The 17,392-nt window shown below is 60.3% G+C and carries 17 protein-coding genes; 12 read left to right on the top strand and 5 right to left on the bottom strand.

Annotation, left to right across the window (positions count from 1 at the left end; genetic code table 11):
- Positions 1-97 precede the first annotated feature (97 nt).
- Entirely contained in the window at positions 98-1,972 is a 1,875-nt protein-coding gene (locus R3E82_10250) for a PQQ-binding-like beta-propeller repeat protein (protein ID MEZ5551260.1), read from the top strand.
- Positions 1,973-2,156: 184 nt separating this feature from the next.
- A complete protein-coding gene (locus tag R3E82_10255) occupies positions 2,157-2,534 on the top strand; it encodes a hypothetical protein (GenBank protein MEZ5551261.1) in 378 nt (125 codons plus the stop codon).
- 45 nt (positions 2,535-2,579) lie between these two features.
- Here R3E82_10255 and speA read toward each other — a convergent pair whose 3' ends face one another.
- The 4 genes from speA to R3E82_10275 form a co-directional block, all read right to left on the bottom strand.
- Positions 2,580-4,526, bottom strand: coding sequence for a biosynthetic arginine decarboxylase (gene speA, locus R3E82_10260; GenBank protein ID MEZ5551262.1), 1,947 nt, complete (start codon positions 4,524-4,526; stop codon positions 2,580-2,582).
- Between the two features lie 152 nt (positions 4,527-4,678).
- Positions 4,679-6,127, bottom strand: coding sequence for a RimK family protein (locus tag R3E82_10265; protein ID MEZ5551263.1), 1,449 nt, complete (start codon positions 6,125-6,127; stop codon positions 4,679-4,681).
- Positions 6,128-6,135: 8 nt separating this feature from the next.
- On the bottom strand, positions 6,136-6,603 hold the full coding sequence (locus R3E82_10270) for an N-acetyltransferase (protein ID MEZ5551264.1): 468 nt from the start codon (positions 6,601-6,603) through the stop codon (positions 6,136-6,138).
- A gap of 22 nt (positions 6,604-6,625) precedes the next feature.
- Positions 6,626-7,165, bottom strand: a complete 540-nt coding sequence (locus R3E82_10275; protein MEZ5551265.1) for a YbhB/YbcL family Raf kinase inhibitor-like protein — start codon at positions 7,163-7,165, stop codon at positions 6,626-6,628.
- A 305-nt stretch (positions 7,166-7,470) separates the two neighbouring features.
- On the opposite strand from R3E82_10275, the gene R3E82_10280 reads away from it, so the two are divergent.
- The 7 genes from R3E82_10280 (at position 7,471) to R3E82_10310 (ending at position 13,974) form a co-directional block, all read left to right on the top strand.
- On the top strand, positions 7,471-7,635 hold the full coding sequence (locus R3E82_10280) for a hypothetical protein (GenBank protein ID MEZ5551266.1): 165 nt from the start codon (positions 7,471-7,473) through the stop codon (positions 7,633-7,635).
- Positions 7,636-7,732: 97 nt separating this feature from the next.
- Positions 7,733-8,296, top strand: coding sequence for a hypothetical protein (locus tag R3E82_10285; GenBank protein MEZ5551267.1), 564 nt, complete (start codon positions 7,733-7,735; stop codon positions 8,294-8,296).
- Entirely contained in the window at positions 8,283-9,986 is a 1,704-nt protein-coding gene (locus R3E82_10290) for a cbb3-type cytochrome c oxidase subunit I (protein ID MEZ5551268.1), read from the top strand. Before R3E82_10285 ends, R3E82_10290 begins: the two co-directional genes overlap by 14 nt.
- The gene (gene cyoE / locus R3E82_10295) at positions 9,983-10,915 is read left to right on the top strand and encodes a heme o synthase (GenBank protein MEZ5551269.1); all 933 of its coding nucleotides are present in this window, start codon (positions 9,983-9,985) and stop codon (positions 10,913-10,915) included. The genes R3E82_10290 and cyoE overlap by 4 nt, the downstream gene beginning before the upstream one ends.
- Complete coding sequence (locus R3E82_10300) at positions 10,915-11,796, top strand: SCO family protein (GenBank protein ID MEZ5551270.1); 882 nt, start codon at positions 10,915-10,917, stop codon at positions 11,794-11,796. Before cyoE ends, R3E82_10300 begins: the two co-directional genes overlap by 1 nt.
- A 40-nt stretch (positions 11,797-11,836) precedes the next feature.
- Positions 11,837-13,474, top strand: a complete 1,638-nt coding sequence (locus R3E82_10305) for a cytochrome b N-terminal domain-containing protein (protein MEZ5551271.1) — start codon at positions 11,837-11,839, stop codon at positions 13,472-13,474.
- Positions 13,471-13,974, top strand: coding sequence for a hypothetical protein (locus tag R3E82_10310; GenBank protein MEZ5551272.1), 504 nt, complete (start codon positions 13,471-13,473; stop codon positions 13,972-13,974). The genes R3E82_10305 and R3E82_10310 overlap by 4 nt, the downstream gene beginning before the upstream one ends.
- A gap of 51 nt (positions 13,975-14,025) precedes the next feature.
- Here the strand turns inward: R3E82_10310 and R3E82_10315 are convergent, their stop codons facing one another.
- Complete coding sequence (locus R3E82_10315) at positions 14,026-14,223, bottom strand: hypothetical protein (GenBank protein MEZ5551273.1); 198 nt, start codon at positions 14,221-14,223, stop codon at positions 14,026-14,028.
- A gap of 114 nt (positions 14,224-14,337) precedes the next feature.
- On the opposite strand from R3E82_10315, the gene R3E82_10320 reads away from it, so the two are divergent.
- The 3 genes from R3E82_10320 to R3E82_10330 are packed head-to-tail and all read left to right on the top strand — an operon-like array spanning position 14,338 to position 17,379.
- Entirely contained in the window at positions 14,338-15,321 is a 984-nt protein-coding gene (locus tag R3E82_10320) for a COX15/CtaA family protein (protein ID MEZ5551274.1), read from the top strand.
- Complete coding sequence (locus R3E82_10325; GenBank protein MEZ5551275.1) at positions 15,318-15,911, top strand: SCO family protein; 594 nt, start codon at positions 15,318-15,320, stop codon at positions 15,909-15,911. The genes R3E82_10320 and R3E82_10325 overlap by 4 nt, the downstream gene beginning before the upstream one ends.
- A 10-nt stretch (positions 15,912-15,921) precedes the next feature.
- Complete coding sequence (locus R3E82_10330) at positions 15,922-17,379, top strand: cbb3-type cytochrome c oxidase subunit I (protein MEZ5551276.1); 1,458 nt, start codon at positions 15,922-15,924, stop codon at positions 17,377-17,379.
- Positions 17,380-17,392: the final 13 nt, after the last annotated feature.

The raw sequence follows: 17,392 nt of genomic DNA on the forward strand, positions 1-17,392 counted from the left end.
CGATCCGCGCGCATCGGCGGATTCCGGCGCAGGTGCCATCAAGCCAGCTTCCCCTCCCCGCTCCCTGGCAGTATTCGCGCTTACAGGTTTTCTCCTGATGAATGCAGGCTGCAGTCCGGATGCCCAGGTCGAAGGCGGCGCGGATGTAACCCGAAACACCGGCACGGCAGTGACAACAGAGCAGACAACACCCCTGGATGGTCAGGCGCTTTTCGATCTGCACTGTGCATCCTGCCATCTGAATCCGGGCACCAGCAGAGCGCCCTCTATCCAGGCGATGAGCAAACAGAATCCTGCTGCACTCATGTTCGCCCTGACCAACGGCAGGATGAAGGGCGAAGCGGAGAGCCTGAGTACTGAAGAAAAAATCCGCCTGGCTGGATTTCTCGGCAGCGACGCGCAGGACTACGAACCGCCCGCTGCCGCCCTGTGCCGCAATACCGACATCGACCTCGATGGACGCATCAGCCGCTGGGGTTTCGACTCCCGCAACAGTGGCCGGATCGCGGATACAGTCAGCCGGATTCACAGCGGTAACGTCGCCCGTCTCGAAGTTGCCTGGGCCTTCGGTCTGCCCCAGAGTGCGGATGCACGCTCCCAGCCGGTAATCACCAGCGATACCCTGTTCATCGCCGCGGTGAGCGGGCATGTGTTCGCACTGGATCGCTTTACCGGGTGCATCAAGTGGCATTACCGGGCGCCCGTCGGACTGCGAACGGCACTCACCCTTGCGCTCATCGGTTCCGGTGGCAGTGCGCGGGCATTGTTCTTCGGCGACGCGGACGCCCACGTGAACGCTCTGGATCCGGCCACGGGCCGTCTGCTCTGGCGTGTTGATGCCCGGGTCGGTGAACACAGCCTCCTGACCGGAGCCATCGTGGCTCACGAGGGCCGACTCATCGTGCCCGTCTCACTTTATGAGGTCGCCCTCGCCAGAAACCCGGACTACGAATGCTGCCGCACCCACGGCGCGGTGCTGAGCCTCGCTGCGAAAGACGGCACACGCCTGTGGTCTACACATACGACTCCCGAGGCCACCCCACGCGGGAAAACCGCTCACGGCACGCTGCGCTACGGCCCTTCCGGAGTCCCTGTGTGGAGTACCCCGACCGTGGACGCGCAGCGCGGGGTGATTTATGTGGGCACCGGTCAGAATGCCTCCGCACCGGCCACCCGGCTCAGTGACAGCGTGCTGGCCCTGGATATCGCAAATGGCGGGATCGTCTGGCACTTCCAGGCACTGGCCGGTGACGCCTACAACGACAGCTGCAGCGAATTCCCCACCGGGCCCAACTGTCCGACCCGTGCCGGTCCGGATTTTGACATCGGCGCCTCGGTCATACTGACCAGCACCCCTGCGGGAAATGATCTGCTCCTGGTAGGCCAGAAATCCGGCGATGTCTATGCACTGGATCCGGATCGCGAAGGTGCGCAGATCTGGCACCGGCGGGTCGGTGCGGGGTCGGCTCTCGGCGGCGTCCACTGGGGAATGGCAGCCGCCGACGGTCGTCTCTTCGCGCCGGTCTCCGATCCGGTGTTCCCCATCCCCCGCTATTTCCCGAAACCGGGACTTTACGCACTCGCAATAGAGGACGGGGAGCTGCTCTGGGAGCAGCGTGTCGAGCGCGGCTGCGAGACCAGTCTGAGGGACTATTTCAGCCGCTCCGATCTCTATCCGCAATGCAGCTTTTACTTCGGACTGTCTGCCGCCGCTACTGCGGTGAACGATCTGGTGTTCGCCCCTGCTCTGGACGGAAAGCTCCGGGCCTTTGCTGCCGGAACCGGCACCATCGCCTGGGTTTTCGATACCGCACGATCCTTCCCCGCCGTGAATGGCGTGGAGGCCCACGGCGGCAGCATGGATGTGGCAGGGGTACAGCTCGCGGGAAACATGCTCTACGTGCAGTCCGGCTACAGTCTCTTCGGTCAGCTTCCGGGAAACCTGCTGCTGGCCTTTCGACTGGCGGACTGACTGCCCGAGCATCCGGACTTCGGGAGGCAGGCACCGGCATCTGTGACTGGATGTGGTATTAGGCGCTCTTTTTGCTTATTTTAGGCGGCTTACTTTATGCCGCCAGATTCATGCCGCTGAATTTTTCTGCGGCCGGCGTCACGCCACACTCTTTTAAACCATCCCACGAGGAGGATCCGACCCGATGTCCGGTTTCATCCAGCTGTCGAGCGCCAAGGCCGAAGCCATCAGCCGCTACAAAAAGGAAATCAGAGCCATTGTCATCGACCGGGCCGCCGACCACGCCAGGTTGGCTGTGGCCCGCTACAAGCGGCCCTCAGACAAGACCTATGAAAAAGCGCTGCAGGACGGCCTGCTCCGCGCAAAGCTGGATGTGCTGGCCGAGCTGTTCCGGATCATGCATGACCTCGCCCGGCCGAGTGTGGTGTCGCAATGGTCCCGGGAGGACAGCGGACTGCGGCGCAAACCCAGGCCCGCCCGCACTCTGATGGATCTGGTGCGCGCCTACGACGAAGTCGTGCGCTATGTCTCCAACATGAAGGCTCACAAGGTCAAGCACTGAGCACACGCCGGATCCCTGTGGTCCGGCAATCCCCTGCGTGAAAACTCAGCCCGCCGCTGGTGGATTGGGTTCGCAGTACGTAGTGCGGGGAAACACCGCCCGGTAGCGCTCGAGGATCTCCACACCCTGTGAAGGCCGGACCACGCCGGCTTCTATCTTGGCACGCACGAATTCCGACATTCTGCGATCGAGATCGTTGGGGAAATACTGAACCTGGGCCAGCATGTCCTGAACGGGTATGGCGCCGATCACCTTCTCTATCCAGAAATTGTCTTCTTCCTCCGCATCCGCGTAGACGTGTGCCTCCGCCACGCGTCCGAACAGGTTGTGCGCATCACCCATGATGTCCTGATAAGCACCCATCAGAAAAAGACCCAGGTAGAAAGTGCCTTCCGCTTCGACCTCCGGCAATGGCAGAAAACTCTTGTCCGGATGGGAGGAGACGTAATGACTGACCTTGCCATCCGAGTCGCAGGTGAGATCGACCAGCCGTGCCCGGCGGGTCGGAGCTACGTCCAGTCGATCGATAGGCATGATCGGGAAGACCTGACCGATGGCCCAGTGGTCGAGCATCGACTGAAACACGGAAAAATTACACAGATACTGATCTGTGAGCCCCTCTTCCAGTTCGATGAGTTCAACCGGCGGTGGATGCAGTTCCAGATTCTTCAAACCCGTCAGCACTTCGCGGGCGATGGTCCAGTACAGTTCCTCGCTCGCCGAGAGACACTCGATATCGAGGTAACCCAGGGTGAACAGGGTCTGCAGATCCTGACGGATTGCCTTGCTGTCATGGAAGGCTTCGAGCAGTGCACCAATGCGCGCATCCTGGCCGATGCCGGCATGAATGGCGGCCAGATCCCGGACATGGGGCTGCTCCAGAACCGCCGGGCTCAACTCTCCCTGCAGCCTGTCGCGCCGGACCGCACCGAGCACGGGGACGATGAGCACCGAGTGGTGAGCGGTAAGCGCCCGCCCGCTTTCGGTTACCAGATTCGGTTCGGGTACAGACTGCTGCCGGCAGACGTCCTGCACACCGAAGACCACGGCATTCGCATACTCCTGGAGACCATAGTTGATGCGTTCTTCGTCCTGGGAAATGCTCGCATCGTAGGTCACGCCGAGCCCGCCACCCACATCCAGATAGCGGACGTTGAGACCGCGTTTGCGCAGGGCGGCATAGATCTGCGCGATCTCCTTGACCGTCTGCTTGAGTACCTGCACATCGGCGATCTGGCTGCCGGCGTGGATATGGACGAGTTCCAGAGCGTCCTGCAGACCGCGCCGCTCCAGTTCCGTGGCGAGATGCATCACTTCCGGAATGGTCAGGCCGAATTTGGCCCGGGTGCCCGTCGAGTCTCCCCAGCGACCGGAGCCTCTGGTTGAGAGGCGGATTCGCACGCCATGACGCGGTACTACGCCTTTTTCGTCAGCGATACGCAGCAGCTCCTGAAATTCAGTGAACTTCTCCATTACCGGCACGGTGTGCTGACCGAGACGCTGGGCATCGAGGATGAGGGACAGCATCATCGCGTCTTTCACCCCGTTGCAGACCAGCAGCCGCTCGCTGTCCGTGATGTGCGGGAGCGCGGCGACCAGCTCAGCCTTCGAGCCGCACTCGAGTCCCAGGCCCACTTTGCGGCCTTCATCGAGTACTTCCTCCACCACCTCATGGAGCTGATTGACCTTGATGGGATAAACGGGACAGTACTGGCCCTGGTAACCGGCACTTTCTATCGCCCCCGCGAATGCCCCGGCGATCTGGCGGACCCGGGCGCGCAGTATGTCCTGAAATCTGATGAGCAGCGGCAGGGGAACATGCTGTTTTTCCAGCGCGGCCACGACTCTGGTCAGATCGATCGGCACGCCGCCGTCGCCATGGGGACGCACCAGCACATGCCCCTCTTCGCTGATTCCGAAAAAAGGATCCCCCCACACATCCACCCGATAGGTTTCAATGGCTTTCTCGATGGACCATGGATCGGTTTGCAATTCAGGTGGCTCCCGCAGATCGATTGAAACGAAGTGAGCGCGGCAACCGCGATCCCCAGCCGGCCTGCCCCTCACCGCCGCGACAATGCCATGTGACCCGGGTGATTGCCACCCGCCGGCACCCGGGGAGACAGGGAACCCGCACCCGGGTTTCAGCGCGATTCAATGCGCCGTACAAAATCCTGAAGTATGGTGCGGTAGAGATCATCTTTGAGCACCAGATCTTCGACGTGGCGTTCGAGGCTCGGGTTGTCGTTGATCTCTATGACAAACACTCCTTTGTCATTCTGTTTGAGATCCACTCCATAGAGGCTGTCTCCCATCAGGCGTGCGGCATTCAGAGCGGTCTCGACCACCTCAGCAGGTGCATCCTCTACCGCCATGGTGCTGAAGCCCCCTTCGATCACCTTGCCATCTTCCCGATGATTGACGATCTGCCAGTGCTTGCGTGACATCTCGTACTTGGAGACGAACAGTGGTTTACCCCCGAGCACACCCACCCGCCAGTCGAACGTGGTGTACATGAACTCCTGGGCGAGGATGAGCTCCGAGCGCTTGAACAGCTTGCGCGACTGCTCTACCAGCGCCTCCCGATCCTCCACCTTCACCACACCACGGGAGAAGGACCCGTCCGGAATTTTCAGCACAGCCGGATAACCGAGCTCTTCTTCGACACGCAGCAGGTTACTGCGATCGACAATGAGCGTTTTCGGCGCGGGAAGCTTGTTGGCCTGCAGCAGCTCGGCCAGATAGACCTTGTTGGTACACCGGAGGATGGACACGGGATCGTCAATTACGGGCATGCCTTCGTGCATGGCCTTCCTGGCAAAACGGAAAGTGTGATTGTCGATGCTGGTGGTCTCACGAATAAAGAGCGCATCGTATTCGGCCAGGCGCAGGAAGTCCTTGCGCTCGATCAGTTCCACCTCGATGCCGAGACCGGCACCGATGGTAATGAATTTTTTCAAGGCCCCTTCATCCGAGGGCGGCAGTGTTTCCCGGGGATTCTGCAGGATGGCGAGGGAATAACGCGCCTGGGGCGCCGACCTGGGCCGTCGCCAGTCACTGCGCGTGTAGCCCTCCAGCGCGCCGAGAAACAGCTCGAACTCAGCAGGTGAAAGATCGGAGGGGGCAATCGGTTCAACCGAGCGGATCTGCCAGCCGTCTTCCATACCGACCTGAACCTTCAGCAGGGGGCAACGGAAGCGATCGAACACCTGGCGCGCAAAGGCCTTGAAGTATGACTCGGTGGGCTGGCCGAAACAGATCGTCAGGGTGAATGCCGCCCGCGGTGACTGGGGCAGCTTGCCGATCTCCTGGCGCAGTGCTTCGTTCAGCTCCGGCAGCTGCAGTCCATACAGCGTTTTGCGGGACAGATCGAGGATGGTCTCCACCATGGGCACCACTTTCTGCCTCCGCGCCTCGGCGAGCAGGGAGCAGTAGTAGCCCATGTCCATGTAACCGTAGTCGTCTGACAGATTCACCACCCGGGCACGACTGCCACCATAGAGGTCTGCCTGGACCACGTATTCCCGGGCAGTCACCGCAATTCCCGCGGACTCAGCCCAGGTTCTGTCTTCCGCTTTCTCGACGATGATGATGTGTCGCACTAGGGCACCTCTGCCAGTTCTTTGCGCATCTTAAGAGCACCTTCACCGTCTTCGTAGTAGCCGGGTTCGCTGGCATACACTTCATAACCCAGTCCATGATAGCGGCGCAGCGCAGGCTCATTGTCTGCCCGCACTTCCAGCTGCACCCGGGAAATGCCCTTTGCTGCTAAACGGGTCTCGATGGCTTCAAGCAGGAGTCTGCCGATCTGGCGACCCCGCCAGTCGGGATCCACCGCCAGCGAATAGATTCGCCCCGAGCGGCTTCCCCTGCGCAGCAGTACGATGGCATAGCCGACCGGCTGGTCACCGACCGTGCAGACCAGACCGATGCCATGCGCCCTGCTGATCAGATATCGCAGAGCGCGTCTTGTCAGCAGATCGCCGCTGAAGGCACGCTGTTCGATCCGCAGAAGATCCTCAACATCGGCAGTCTGCGCGTCCCGGATCGTCAGCGTCGCCTGGGTCACTCTGTGCGGTTCCGCTCGCCGATCACTCCCGCTCGTAGGTCCCGACCAGGCGGTTCATGCCTATGACATTGGCTTCGATTTTCTCCAGCAGCTCCCACATGCCCAGGCGCCCGGGCAGTTCCACCGCCTCATCGAGGGCCAGCAGCCAGAAATAATAGTTGTGTGGCCCGTGTCCGGGTGGCGGCATCGGACCGCCATAACCCGCCTGTCCGAAATCGTTTCGCCCCTGGCTGTAATCCTCACACCCTTCGGGAATCTCCGTGACCGAACCCGGGATATCGTAGAGAACCCAATGCACGAATCCGTAATGCCCGTCAGCAAGCAGCGGTGCATCCGGATCATGACAGACCAGAGCGAATGCCTTTGTTCCATCTGGCGCATCATTCCAACTGAGCGCGGGCGAGACATCATCCCCCTCACCGGTATAGCGTTCAGGAATTCGTCCACCGGCGTGAAAGGCATCGCTGGTCAACTGCATGTTCGAAATGGCGAAGCCCATTGTAGAAACCTCCGGATCAATGTGGGTGGATAAGTAACGGACACGATATCGCAGATCAGCCATCGTCCCAACACCCCGGGGTTCCGGACCGCGCATCCACTTTATTCATCCCTGTTTCGCGGCTCCGACTTCACTTTCACCGCACCCGTTGCACCGGTCCTAAGTGAATCTCCCTATAACCGGCCACTGCGAAAACGAGAACAATTCCCATCTGGAAAGAAGGCAGGCTGAGCAGTACCTGACGCACGTTCACCCCATGATTGGCATGGCCGACAGTTCCGCTGATAGACTGCCGCCGGTTTCGCTAATATATGGACGGGCGAGGGGTAACAGTCCTCGCAATCTGGAAATCCTCCTGGAGCAAAGCAATGGCAGATCGGCAAGACGAAAACAAGGACGCTGGCGGCGTGCCTTTCATGCAGCAACTCATCGACAACCCTTTTCTTCTGCTCTTTATCGGCATCACGATTCCAACACTGACCTATATAGTCTGGGGAATCATGGAACTGATATCACTGCCGATCTCCGACTAACATCCGGCGTGTGAATCGCGCCCATCTGGAAGCACTGTCTGTCGAGAGGCTGCAATGGCGGCCCTTGAGGATTGATCGAACAATAAGGGGATAATGAATGTCGAGCATATTACCTCCTACCAGAAAGATCTGGTGGAACGAGCCCATCGAACGCAGCGAACTGATCTGGATATCGATTGTGGTGATATGGGGCATCATAATGACTCTCATGATGCCTTTCTGGCACATATACGGAAAACAGAACCTGTCCGACGAAGCCTATAAAACCACCGCAGCCGCATTCATCGAGAAGACCCAGGCGATGGTTGAGGAATACACCGTGCGTACCGAGGGTCAGTTCAACAAACCCGTCGTTAAACCGCCGGTCGGTGCAGACATCTATCTGATCGCCCGACTCTGGGACTGGTGGCCGGCTTTCGAGCTGGAGAACGGTCAGAGCTATCGACTGCACGTCAGCTCCACCGACTGGCAGCACGGTTTTTCGCTGCAGCCAGCCAATATCAACACCCAGATACTGCCCGGGTACGATATGGTGATGACACTCACACCCAACAAGACGGGTGAGTACACCATCGTCTGTAACGAATACTGTGGCATAGGACATCACAACATGCTCGGCAAGATATACGTCGTGGAGGGCGGCAGCAGTGAACAACAGTGAAGCATTCCGGATCTGCCCGAGCACCGGGCTGAAGTTCCATCGGCCTGCGGAAGGACTGATCAAGGCCAACGCCGTTGCGGCGGTCGTGTTTCTGCTGGTCGGTGGTTTCATGGGCCTGCTGGTCGGCCTGACCCGGTGGCCAGAGGTGCATCTGCTGGCTGCCGACGATTTCTACCAGGTGCTCACCGCCCACGGCCTCAACGTGCTGATCTACTGGATGATCTTTTTCGAGATGGCCGTGCTGCATTTCTGCTCATCCGTTCTGCTCGGCTGCCGTATCGCCACGCCGAAACTCGGCTGGGCAGCCTGGGGCATGATGATTGCGGGTGCACTCATCAACAACTACGCGGTGCTGGTTAAAGGCACCTCCAGTGTGATGATGACGTCCTACGTGCCGATGCCGGCAGACACCTCCTTCTATGTCGGTCTGATCCTGTTCGCCGTCGGTGCGCTGATCAACTGTTTCATTTTCCTCGGCACACTGGTGATCGCCCGGAACGCCCGGACTTACGAAGGATCGATACCTCTGGTCACATTCGGTGCCCTCACCGCCTGCATCATCGCCATATTCACAATTGCTTCCGGTGCGGTGATCCTGATTCCCACCCTGCTGTGGAATCTCGGCATGGTCAGCCACATCGACCCGGGCGTCTACCGGCTGATCTGGTGGGCCTTCGGACACTCGAGTCAGCAGATCAACGTGGCGGCTCATGTATCGGTCTGGTATCTGATCGCAGCGGTCGTGTTCGGCGCCAAACCGCTGTCCGAAAAAGTCAGCCGCTTCGCCTTCCTGCTCTATATCGCGGTACTGCAGATCGCCAGCGCCCACCACCTGCTGGTGGACCCGGGACTGAGTTCCGAATGGAAGATCTTCAACACCAGCTACGCCATGTACCTCGCGGTGATGGCCAGCATGGTGCACGGGCTGACGGTGCCCGGATCGATCGAAGCTGCTCAGCGTGCCAAAGGCCTCAACGCGGGACTCTTCGAGTGGCTGCGTAAAGCCCCCTGGAGCAATCCGACCTTCTCCGGAATGTTCATGTCCCTGGTTGGCTTCGGCATCCTCGGCGGTATCACCGGGGTGGTGATGGGCGCGGAGCAGGTGAATCTGATCATTCACAACACCGTCTATGTGCCCGGCCATTTCCACGGCACCGTGGTGGTCGGCACCACACTGGCATTCATGGCGATCACCTACTGGCTGGTGCCGATCCTCTTCCGGCGCGAACTGATCTGGAAAAAACTGGCCAGCTGGCAGCCCTACATCTTCATGCTGGGTATGACGGGTGTGGCGCTGTTCCTGATGGGTGCCGGCACCCTCGGCGTGCCGCGCCGGCACTGGGACATCCTCTTTTCCGGCACACCGGATGGCGGCTACGAGTTTTCGGCAGCAGCACTGACGATGATGAGTCTGAACGGTATGTCGGTGGTGCTCGCCTGCGCCGGTGGTGCGCTGTTCATTCTCATCGTGGTCGGTTCGCTGCTGTTCGGCAAGCGGCTGGGTGAGAACGAAAAGATGAAGGAGCAGATGCTGGCTCCGACGCCGAGCGACGCTGCCTATGAAGGTATCGGAGTCGCCGGTTCCTCCATCCCCGGTACTCTGGTGCTGGTAGCCGTATTCTTTACCGCATTCGTGCTCTACTACTTCATCAACTGGAAGTATCTGTCCGAAACCTGGGGCTTGAGTTGAGCGAAATCGAAGCCAGCTCGAGCGGTGCCATCGGATACCCGGGTGATATCGACAGGACACCCGGTGCCATCGCGCAGTTTGTCGACATCTTCAAACTGCGCATCGGCGTATTCATGGCGCTCACCGCGCTGGCCGGCTATGCGGTAACTCCGGGAATCAGGCTCGACCCCCTGCAGCTCTGCCTGCTGGCCCTGGTGGTGCTCGCTGCTTCCGGAGCCGCGGGTGCCTTCAATCAGTTCATGGAGCGGGATCTGGACGCTCGCATGGTCCGCACCCGCACCCGCCCCTTCGTCACCGGTTCGGTCGGGCACGGCCGCGGCTGGTTGTGGTCAATAGGCATGCTGCTTGTGACTTCCATGGCGATGAGCGCATGGCTCTTCAATCCGGCTGTCGCCCTGCATCTGTTTCTCGGTGCCTTCTTCTACGGCGTGGTCTACACACTGTGGCTGAAGCAGCGTACACCGCTGAACATTGTGATCGGCGGAGCCTCCGGGAGCTTCGCCGTACTGGCAGGTGCGGCGGCGGCGGATCCGATCCCGGGGGCAGCCCCGGTACTGCTGGCGGTGGTGCTGTTCCTCTGGACTCCACCACATTTCTGGGCCCTGGCGATCGCACTGCGTGATGACTACGCGGCCGCCGGAGTCCCGATGCTGCCAGTGGTCAAAGGCACTGCTACCACTGCCCGGGTCATTCTGATCAACACGATTCTACTGACGGGCGTTTCCCTGTTGCCTGTTTTCTTCGGCATGGGATACATCTATCTCGCCGGGGCAGCGGCCGGTGGTGCGCTGTTCATATTCAGCGCATGGCGCCTGACACTGGAACACCCCCCCTCGCCTCGAGGTGCCATGCAGGTGTTCTTTGCCTCTCTGCTGCAACTGACCCTGCTGATGACCGGGGCCATGCTCGACGTGCTGGTGGCGGGCTGATGTCGGGAACAATGCGGCCGCCGCTGATCTGCGGTCAATACTCACTGCTGAGTATGCTGCTGACCGCACTGCTCCTGGTGCCTGGCAGCTGGGCCAATGCCCAGTCCGCCGCTGCTGAAACGGCACAGTTCGAGCGGGATCAGGCACTGGCTACCAGCCAGGCCGCCATCGGCAGGCAGGTCCGTGACAGCACTTTTTACGACAGCGATGGACAGGTACGCCGGTTGTCCGATTACGCGGGCAAACCGCTGGTGATCAGCCTGATCTACACCAGCTGTTTCCATATCTGCCCGGCCACCACCAAGCACCTGGCCAAGGTCGTACAGCAGGCTCGAAGTGTACTCGGTACCGACAGTTTTTCCGTGATTACTCTGGGTTTCGATACACCGAATGACACCCCGGACGCCATGAAGATCTTTGCCCGCCAACAGCACGTCGAGATCCCGGACTGGGATTTCCTGTCAACCGATGCGCAGAACCTTGAAGTCCTCGCTGAGGATCTGGGTTTCCTCTACTACCCCACACCACACGGTTTCGATCATCTCATCCAGAGCACGATTCTCGACAGGGACGGCGTGGTATTTCGCCAGGTGTACGGGATTCAGTTCGAAGTACCGCATCTGATCGAGCCCCTGAAGGTGCTGGTGTTCGGCGGAAGTCCCAACGACTCTCTCCTTGACCAGCTGGGCAGCCGGATCCGGCTGTTCTGCACCGTGTACGACCCTGCTTCAGACAGCTACAAGTTCGACTACTCGATTTTCGCCGGTTTGCTCATCGGTCTGGTCATGGGTGGTTTCTTCGTTTACCTGCTCATACGCGAGTGGCGCCGTCTCCACGCTCACAATAAGCACGCTGCAGAACGCCCATCCGCTCGTATCTGAGAGCAGGCCGTTGCACCGTACAGGGACAAAGTAACTGATCATGGAAGGGATGCTGCACCGGCTCGAATCCGGCTTCGATGCAATTTTCACAGAACGGCTGAATCCGTTTTATCAGCTCGGCGCGCTGTCCTTCTATTTTTTCTGGATCGTGACCGTATCGGGCCTCTATCTTTTCATTTTTTTCAACACCAGCATCAACGGCGCCTTCGAATCCATCGATCGTCTGACCCACGAACAGTGGTACATTGGCGGTGTCATGCGCAGCCTGCATCGCTACGCATCGGATGCCATGGTCGTGGTGGTAACCCTGCACCTGTTGCGTGAATTCGTGCTCGGTCGCTTTCACGGCGTGCGCTGGTTCTCCTGGTTCAGTGGCGTACCGCTGATATGGCTCATGTTTGCAGCCGGCATCGGTGGCTACTGGCTGGTCTGGGACCGGCTCGCGCAGTACATTGCCATCGCCACCACCGAATGGATCGACTGGCTGCCCATCTTCGGTGATGCGCTGTCCCGCAACTTCCTGTCCGATAAGACGCTGAGTGATCGATTTTTCTCGCTGCTGGTCTTCCTGCACATCGCGCTGCCACTGTTCCTGCTGCTGGGTATGTTCATCCACATCAAGCGCATCAAGCAGGCCCGCTCCAATCCTCCCCGTGCGCTGATGATCGGCGTGCTGGCGATGCTGATCGTGCTTTCCATCGTAAAGCCCGCTGTCAGCATGGGACCGGCCGATCTGTCCACCACGGTTGCTCTGGTGGATTTCGACTGGTTCTACCTCAACGTCTATCCGCTGCTCGACAGCATCGGTGCGGGTCCGCTATGGCTGCTCCTCGGCAGCGTTACCGGTGTGCTCGCACTGCTGCCCTGGATGCCGCGGCGCCGGCAAACTCAGGCGACCGCCATTCAGATAACGACCGTTCCGGCAGTCGTGAATCCGGACAACTGCAACGGCTGCAGCTGGTGCTACCAGGACTGCCCCTACGAAGCCATCACCATGATTCCGCACAGCTACAAACCAAATCTCAGGCAGGCTCTGGTGGATCCGGATCTGTGCACAGCCTGCGGTATATGCGAAGGTTCCTGCCCGTCCGCAACACCTTTCCGCAACGTGGAGGAACTGATTTCCGGTATCGAGATCCCCGACTATCCGCTCGACCGACTGCGGAAGGAGGCGGAGGAGCGTCTCGCCGCGCTGGATCCTTCACAAACCAACATTGTCGTCTTCGGCTGCGATCACGGCTTACCCGTGGACAACCTGACAGACCATCACCTGCAGGCACTGAGCCTGCCCTGTATCGGCATGCTGCCGCCATCGTTTGCCGACTTCATCGCGCGCAAACCGGAGGTTGCCGGTGTCATGATTACCGGCTGCCATCCGCAGAACTGCTATTACCGGCTGGGGAGTGAATGGACCGAGCAGCGCTTCGACGGGAAACGCATGCCGCATCTGCGAACCAAGGCCGGGAAGGACAAGGTCAGAATCAGCTGGGCCGGGCCCCGGGATGGTGCCCGCTTCCGTGCTGAACTCGACGCCTATCGCGCAGACCGGCAAAGCGCGGTGTCGAGCATAGCGGGGGCCACAAGTACTGCAGAAGACGATGCTGCGGACCCGGCACCGCCTGCAGACGCAGATCCAACAGCGATCCCGGCTGAACCTGCGGAAAGGGATCTGACATGACCCTGTGGCTTCGATACAGCGGCCAGGCAGTCGTCTACGGTGCGTTCGCCGTTCTGCTCGGGGTATGTTCAACCGCCCCTGCTTACCGTCACCTTCCAGAGGACATGGCGACCATCAAACTCAGCCTGCGCCATGCCGGAAAGCTGATCACCGAGTGCCGGGACCGAACGCCGGAAGAGATGGCGAACCTGCCGGCCAACATGCGTGCCCCGCAGATCTGCGAAAGGGAGCGTTCACCCCTGATTCTTGAACTGGACCTTGACGGTGAGTCCGTTTACTCGGAAGTGCTCCCACCGCGAGGACTTCATGGCGACGGTCGCGCGTCCGTGTACAGGCGTCTGAGTGTGCCCGCCGGATCCATGCAGCTCAGCGTGCGTCTCAAAGATGACGTGAATGCGGAAGGCTTCCAGTATGAGACTTCACGGGAGGTATTGCTGGCGCCCGCGCAGGTACTGGTGATCGATTTCGACGAGCAGAACAATCACTTCGAGATGCTGTAAAGTTGCTCGTTCACCGGGCCGGTTCCCGATCTACCGCCGGCGGTATCCTGATCAGTACAGACTTCCGCCCTGCAACAGTCGCTGTATGACTTCGAAACTTATCACCGCCAGCACCATGATGATTCCGAAGAAAACCACACTGCGGTTTGCCAGCGGTTCACCCCGGTGTGATTCGATCAGTCTGATCACCCAGTCAGTGGTAAAGTAAAGGCCCACGGCAACGATGGTGAACAGGAGGACTTCGGACATCGCAGGGGCTCTCCAGGTGCGGAGCACAAGAATAGCAGAGCATTCAGCGACCCTGATCCGCGCTGCGGAAATTACCTAGATACAGTCATAAATCGACCCGAGGACAATCGGACGATGATTCAGGACCGGTTTTTTCGTCTATGTACTGTGTTCCTGCTCGCAGCCATCCTGTCGATCAATCTGCTCAGCAGCTATATCCGACATCACGAAGCCGGACTGGATTGCGATCCCTGGCCAGCCTGTTATGGCGTGATTGGCGTCCCCACTGCAGCAGCGTCCGCGGAGACAGCGATCGAGCAGGCGTTGACGCCGGCTCAATCCGCCAAGCGGGCCCATCGTGCAATCGCGACCGCGCTTGTTGTGCTGGTACTGGTTGTCACCTTTCATGCCCGCAGTCGTCTGCCGACCGCAGGGAGTGCCGCACTGCTTCCCTACCTGCTCATCGCCGTCGTGCTCTTTCTGTCAGTCATCGGACCGGCCAGCTACCTGAAGACGTTGCCCGCGGTCGCCTCTGCAAACCTGATCGGCGGCATGGTGCTGCTGGCCCTCACCTGGATACTGTGGCTGATCACCGGCCAGCCGGCGGCCGCACCACCCGTGCCGCTCTCTTCGACACTGGTCCGTGTCGCACTGGCTGCGTTGAGCGTGCAGATCGCTCTCGGCAGCTGGGTCAGTGCCAATTTCGCTGGAACAGCCTGCAGCGGCTGGTGGCAGTGTCAGGGCGGCGCGCCTGCGGGTATCGCAGGCAGCTTCTGGTATCTGCGCGAACTCGGTGTCGATGAAGGAGGCCGTGTGATTCTGACCCAGGCACAGCAGTACATTCACCTCGCACACCGTCTGTTCGCCGTGGTCGCCACGCTTCTGCTGGGTGCACTCGGAATCACCGCGGCACGGCAGCAGGGTCCGCAATTCTTCTGGGGAGTGCTGCTGCTGGGTATTCTGACCGCACAACTGCTGCTCGGACTGACAGCCGTGTTCTCCGGACTGCCTCTGATCGCCATTCTCGCGCACAGTTTCCTCGCCTCCCTGCTGCTGCTGGTGATGCTGCGGCTGTACCTGCTGGGGGTGCCGGCATCACAGAGGAGTGCTTCGCGATGACCCGCGGTAGCGCCTGGTTGCTCGCCGCTGGTCTGCTCATCAGCGCAGCACTCTGGCAGAGCACCCGGCTTGCCTCTGCCGGTGAACTGCCGGTGCTCTACACACTCGGTGGTGATTTTGCCCTTCGCAACACTGGCGGTGGCGTCACCCGCCTGTCGGACCTGGAGGGCAATCTGGTACTGCTCAATTTCGGCTACACGAGTTGTCCCGACGTCTGCCCTGCGGCCCTCGCCCGTATGCGTGACGTGCTGCAATCCCTGCCGGATCCCGACGTTCCGATACAGCCGCTGTTCGTCACCCTGGACCCGCAACGGGACACACTGGATCGCCTGCAGCCTTATATGAACTTTTTCGGCGCCGACTTTCTCGGACTTACCGGAACCGAAGCGGAAATCGCCCAGGCCAGTGCCGCTTACAAGGTTTTTTACGAAAAACAGACCCTGGAGTCGGAGCTCGACTACAGTATCTCTCACAGCAGCCACATCTATCTGCTGGATACCCGCGGCCGTGTACGGGCCACCTTTGGTGAAGGGATCACGGTGCCTCGGATGATAGACAGTGTGCGGCTGCTGCTCGCTGAGGAAGGATGAAGGCAATCCTATGAACAGGGCCCATTCACAGCTGGACGATCTCACCCGGCAACGCACCATTGGCTGGATCTGGCTGGGCGTATTCTCCCTGCTGGCCGCTGGTGTGCTGTCGCTGCTGCTGGCCTTCTCCCGCACGCCTTTTCTCCAGGACTTCTTCCCTGGGCAGGACTTTTTCCACGTGGCACTGGTTGTGCACGTGGACCTCTCGGTTCTGGTCTGGTTCATGGCCTGCGCAGGCATGGTCTGGACGGTCTTCAGCCATCGCCAGACGATCCTGGGCCGGATGGCACTGTGGCTGGCAGTCACCGCCATGGCAATGATCACCGCAGCACCTTTTATCGGCGCGGACCGACCGCTCATGAACAACTATGTCCCTGTACTGCAGCACGGCTGGTTTCTCACCGGGCTGGCCATACTCGCCTTCGGCCTGGTGCTGCAGGCGGTTTCCTATCTCCTGCAGATGAGGCTGTTCCGGGCGGCTCCGTCAGGCACAGGCCCCGGCGAAGGCAATCCATCCTTTACGGACATGATCAGATTCGCCCTGGCCCTCGCCGCAGGTTCTGCCCTGCTCGCCGTCGCCTGCATCGGCTGGTCCTGGTCGCAGCTTCCCGACAGCCTGAGCGGGGAAGCATTCTACGAATATCTGTTCTGGGGCGGTGGTCACGTGCAGCAGTTCACCAACACGCTGCTGGCCCTGGTGGCATGGGTCATCCTGGCCCGGGCGGGCGGCAGCCGCCTGTGGCTGGGACCGCGTTCGGGCAGGGTGCTGTTCGCTCTGACCGCCCTGCCTCTGCTCACCGTGCCCTGGATCTATCGCCTGCCCGTGGACTCAGGCGAGTCGATCCGCGCGTTCACAGAACTCATGCGGACCGGCGGTCTGGCGGCGGCACCCCTGTGTCTGGTAATCCTGACAGGCATCTTCAATCGCCAGCCGATACACCCTTCGAGACAACCTCTGCGCGCTGTGCTGCTCTGCTCGCTGACGCTCTTCGCGGCAGGTGGGCTGCTTGGTTTCATGATCAAAGGCTCGAACACAATGATTCCCGCCCACTACCATGGTTCGATCGTCGGTGTGACTCTGGCGTTCATGGGTGTGGTCTACCATCTGCTGCCGAATCTGGGTCATCCCATTCGCCATATCCGAATGCTCGCCTGGCAGCCTTATCTGCTGGCAGGCGGTCAGCTCATGCATATCACCGGGCTGGCCATCTCCGGTGGTTATGGCGTGCAGCGTAAGGTGGCGGGTGCCGAGCAGGCGCTCGATGGCTTTCAGCAGACCTTCGGCATGGGACTCATGGGTGCCGGTGGACTGCTCGCCGCCATCGGTGGGCTGTTGTTCCTCATCATCACGATTTCCGCATTGCGCAGACCGCCACCCCGGCAGGTGCCGGGTGGTGCGCCGGAAATCGGACAACCCGATGATGGCTGGTATCCCGCCAGGCTGACCACCGGATCGCCACTGGTGTAGAGTGTCCGCGCAT

Source organism: Pseudomonadales bacterium (genome assembly GCA_041395945.1).
GTDB lineage: Bacteria > Pseudomonadota > Gammaproteobacteria > Pseudomonadales > Azotimanducaceae > SZUA-309.

What these genes read in the sequence shown, in the direction of transcription:
- R3E82_10250 (MEZ5551260.1), top strand. Translation starts at nt 98, where the DNA reads ATGAATGCAGGCTGCAGTCCGGATGCCCAGGTCGAAGGCGGCGCGGAT.
- R3E82_10255 (MEZ5551261.1), top strand. Translation starts at nt 2,157, where the DNA reads ATGTCCGGTTTCATCCAGCTGTCGAGCGCCAAGGCCGAAGCCATCAGC.
- R3E82_10275 (MEZ5551265.1), bottom strand. Translation starts at nt 7,165, where the DNA reads ATGGCTGATCTGCGATATCGTGTCCGTTACTTATCCACCCACATTGAT.
- R3E82_10280 (MEZ5551266.1), top strand. Translation starts at nt 7,471, where the DNA reads ATGGCAGATCGGCAAGACGAAAACAAGGACGCTGGCGGCGTGCCTTTC.
- R3E82_10285 (MEZ5551267.1), top strand. Translation starts at nt 7,733, where the DNA reads ATGTCGAGCATATTACCTCCTACCAGAAAGATCTGGTGGAACGAGCCC.
- R3E82_10300 (MEZ5551270.1), top strand. Translation starts at nt 10,915, where the DNA reads ATGTCGGGAACAATGCGGCCGCCGCTGATCTGCGGTCAATACTCACTG.
- R3E82_10305 (MEZ5551271.1), top strand. Translation starts at nt 11,837, where the DNA reads ATGGAAGGGATGCTGCACCGGCTCGAATCCGGCTTCGATGCAATTTTC.
- R3E82_10310 (MEZ5551272.1), top strand. Translation starts at nt 13,471, where the DNA reads ATGACCCTGTGGCTTCGATACAGCGGCCAGGCAGTCGTCTACGGTGCG.
- R3E82_10315 (MEZ5551273.1), bottom strand. Translation starts at nt 14,223, where the DNA reads ATGTCCGAAGTCCTCCTGTTCACCATCGTTGCCGTGGGCCTTTACTTT.
- R3E82_10320 (MEZ5551274.1), top strand. Translation starts at nt 14,338, where the DNA reads ATGATTCAGGACCGGTTTTTTCGTCTATGTACTGTGTTCCTGCTCGCA.
- R3E82_10325 (MEZ5551275.1), top strand. Translation starts at nt 15,318, where the DNA reads ATGACCCGCGGTAGCGCCTGGTTGCTCGCCGCTGGTCTGCTCATCAGC.
- R3E82_10330 (MEZ5551276.1), top strand. Translation starts at nt 15,922, where the DNA reads ATGAACAGGGCCCATTCACAGCTGGACGATCTCACCCGGCAACGCACC.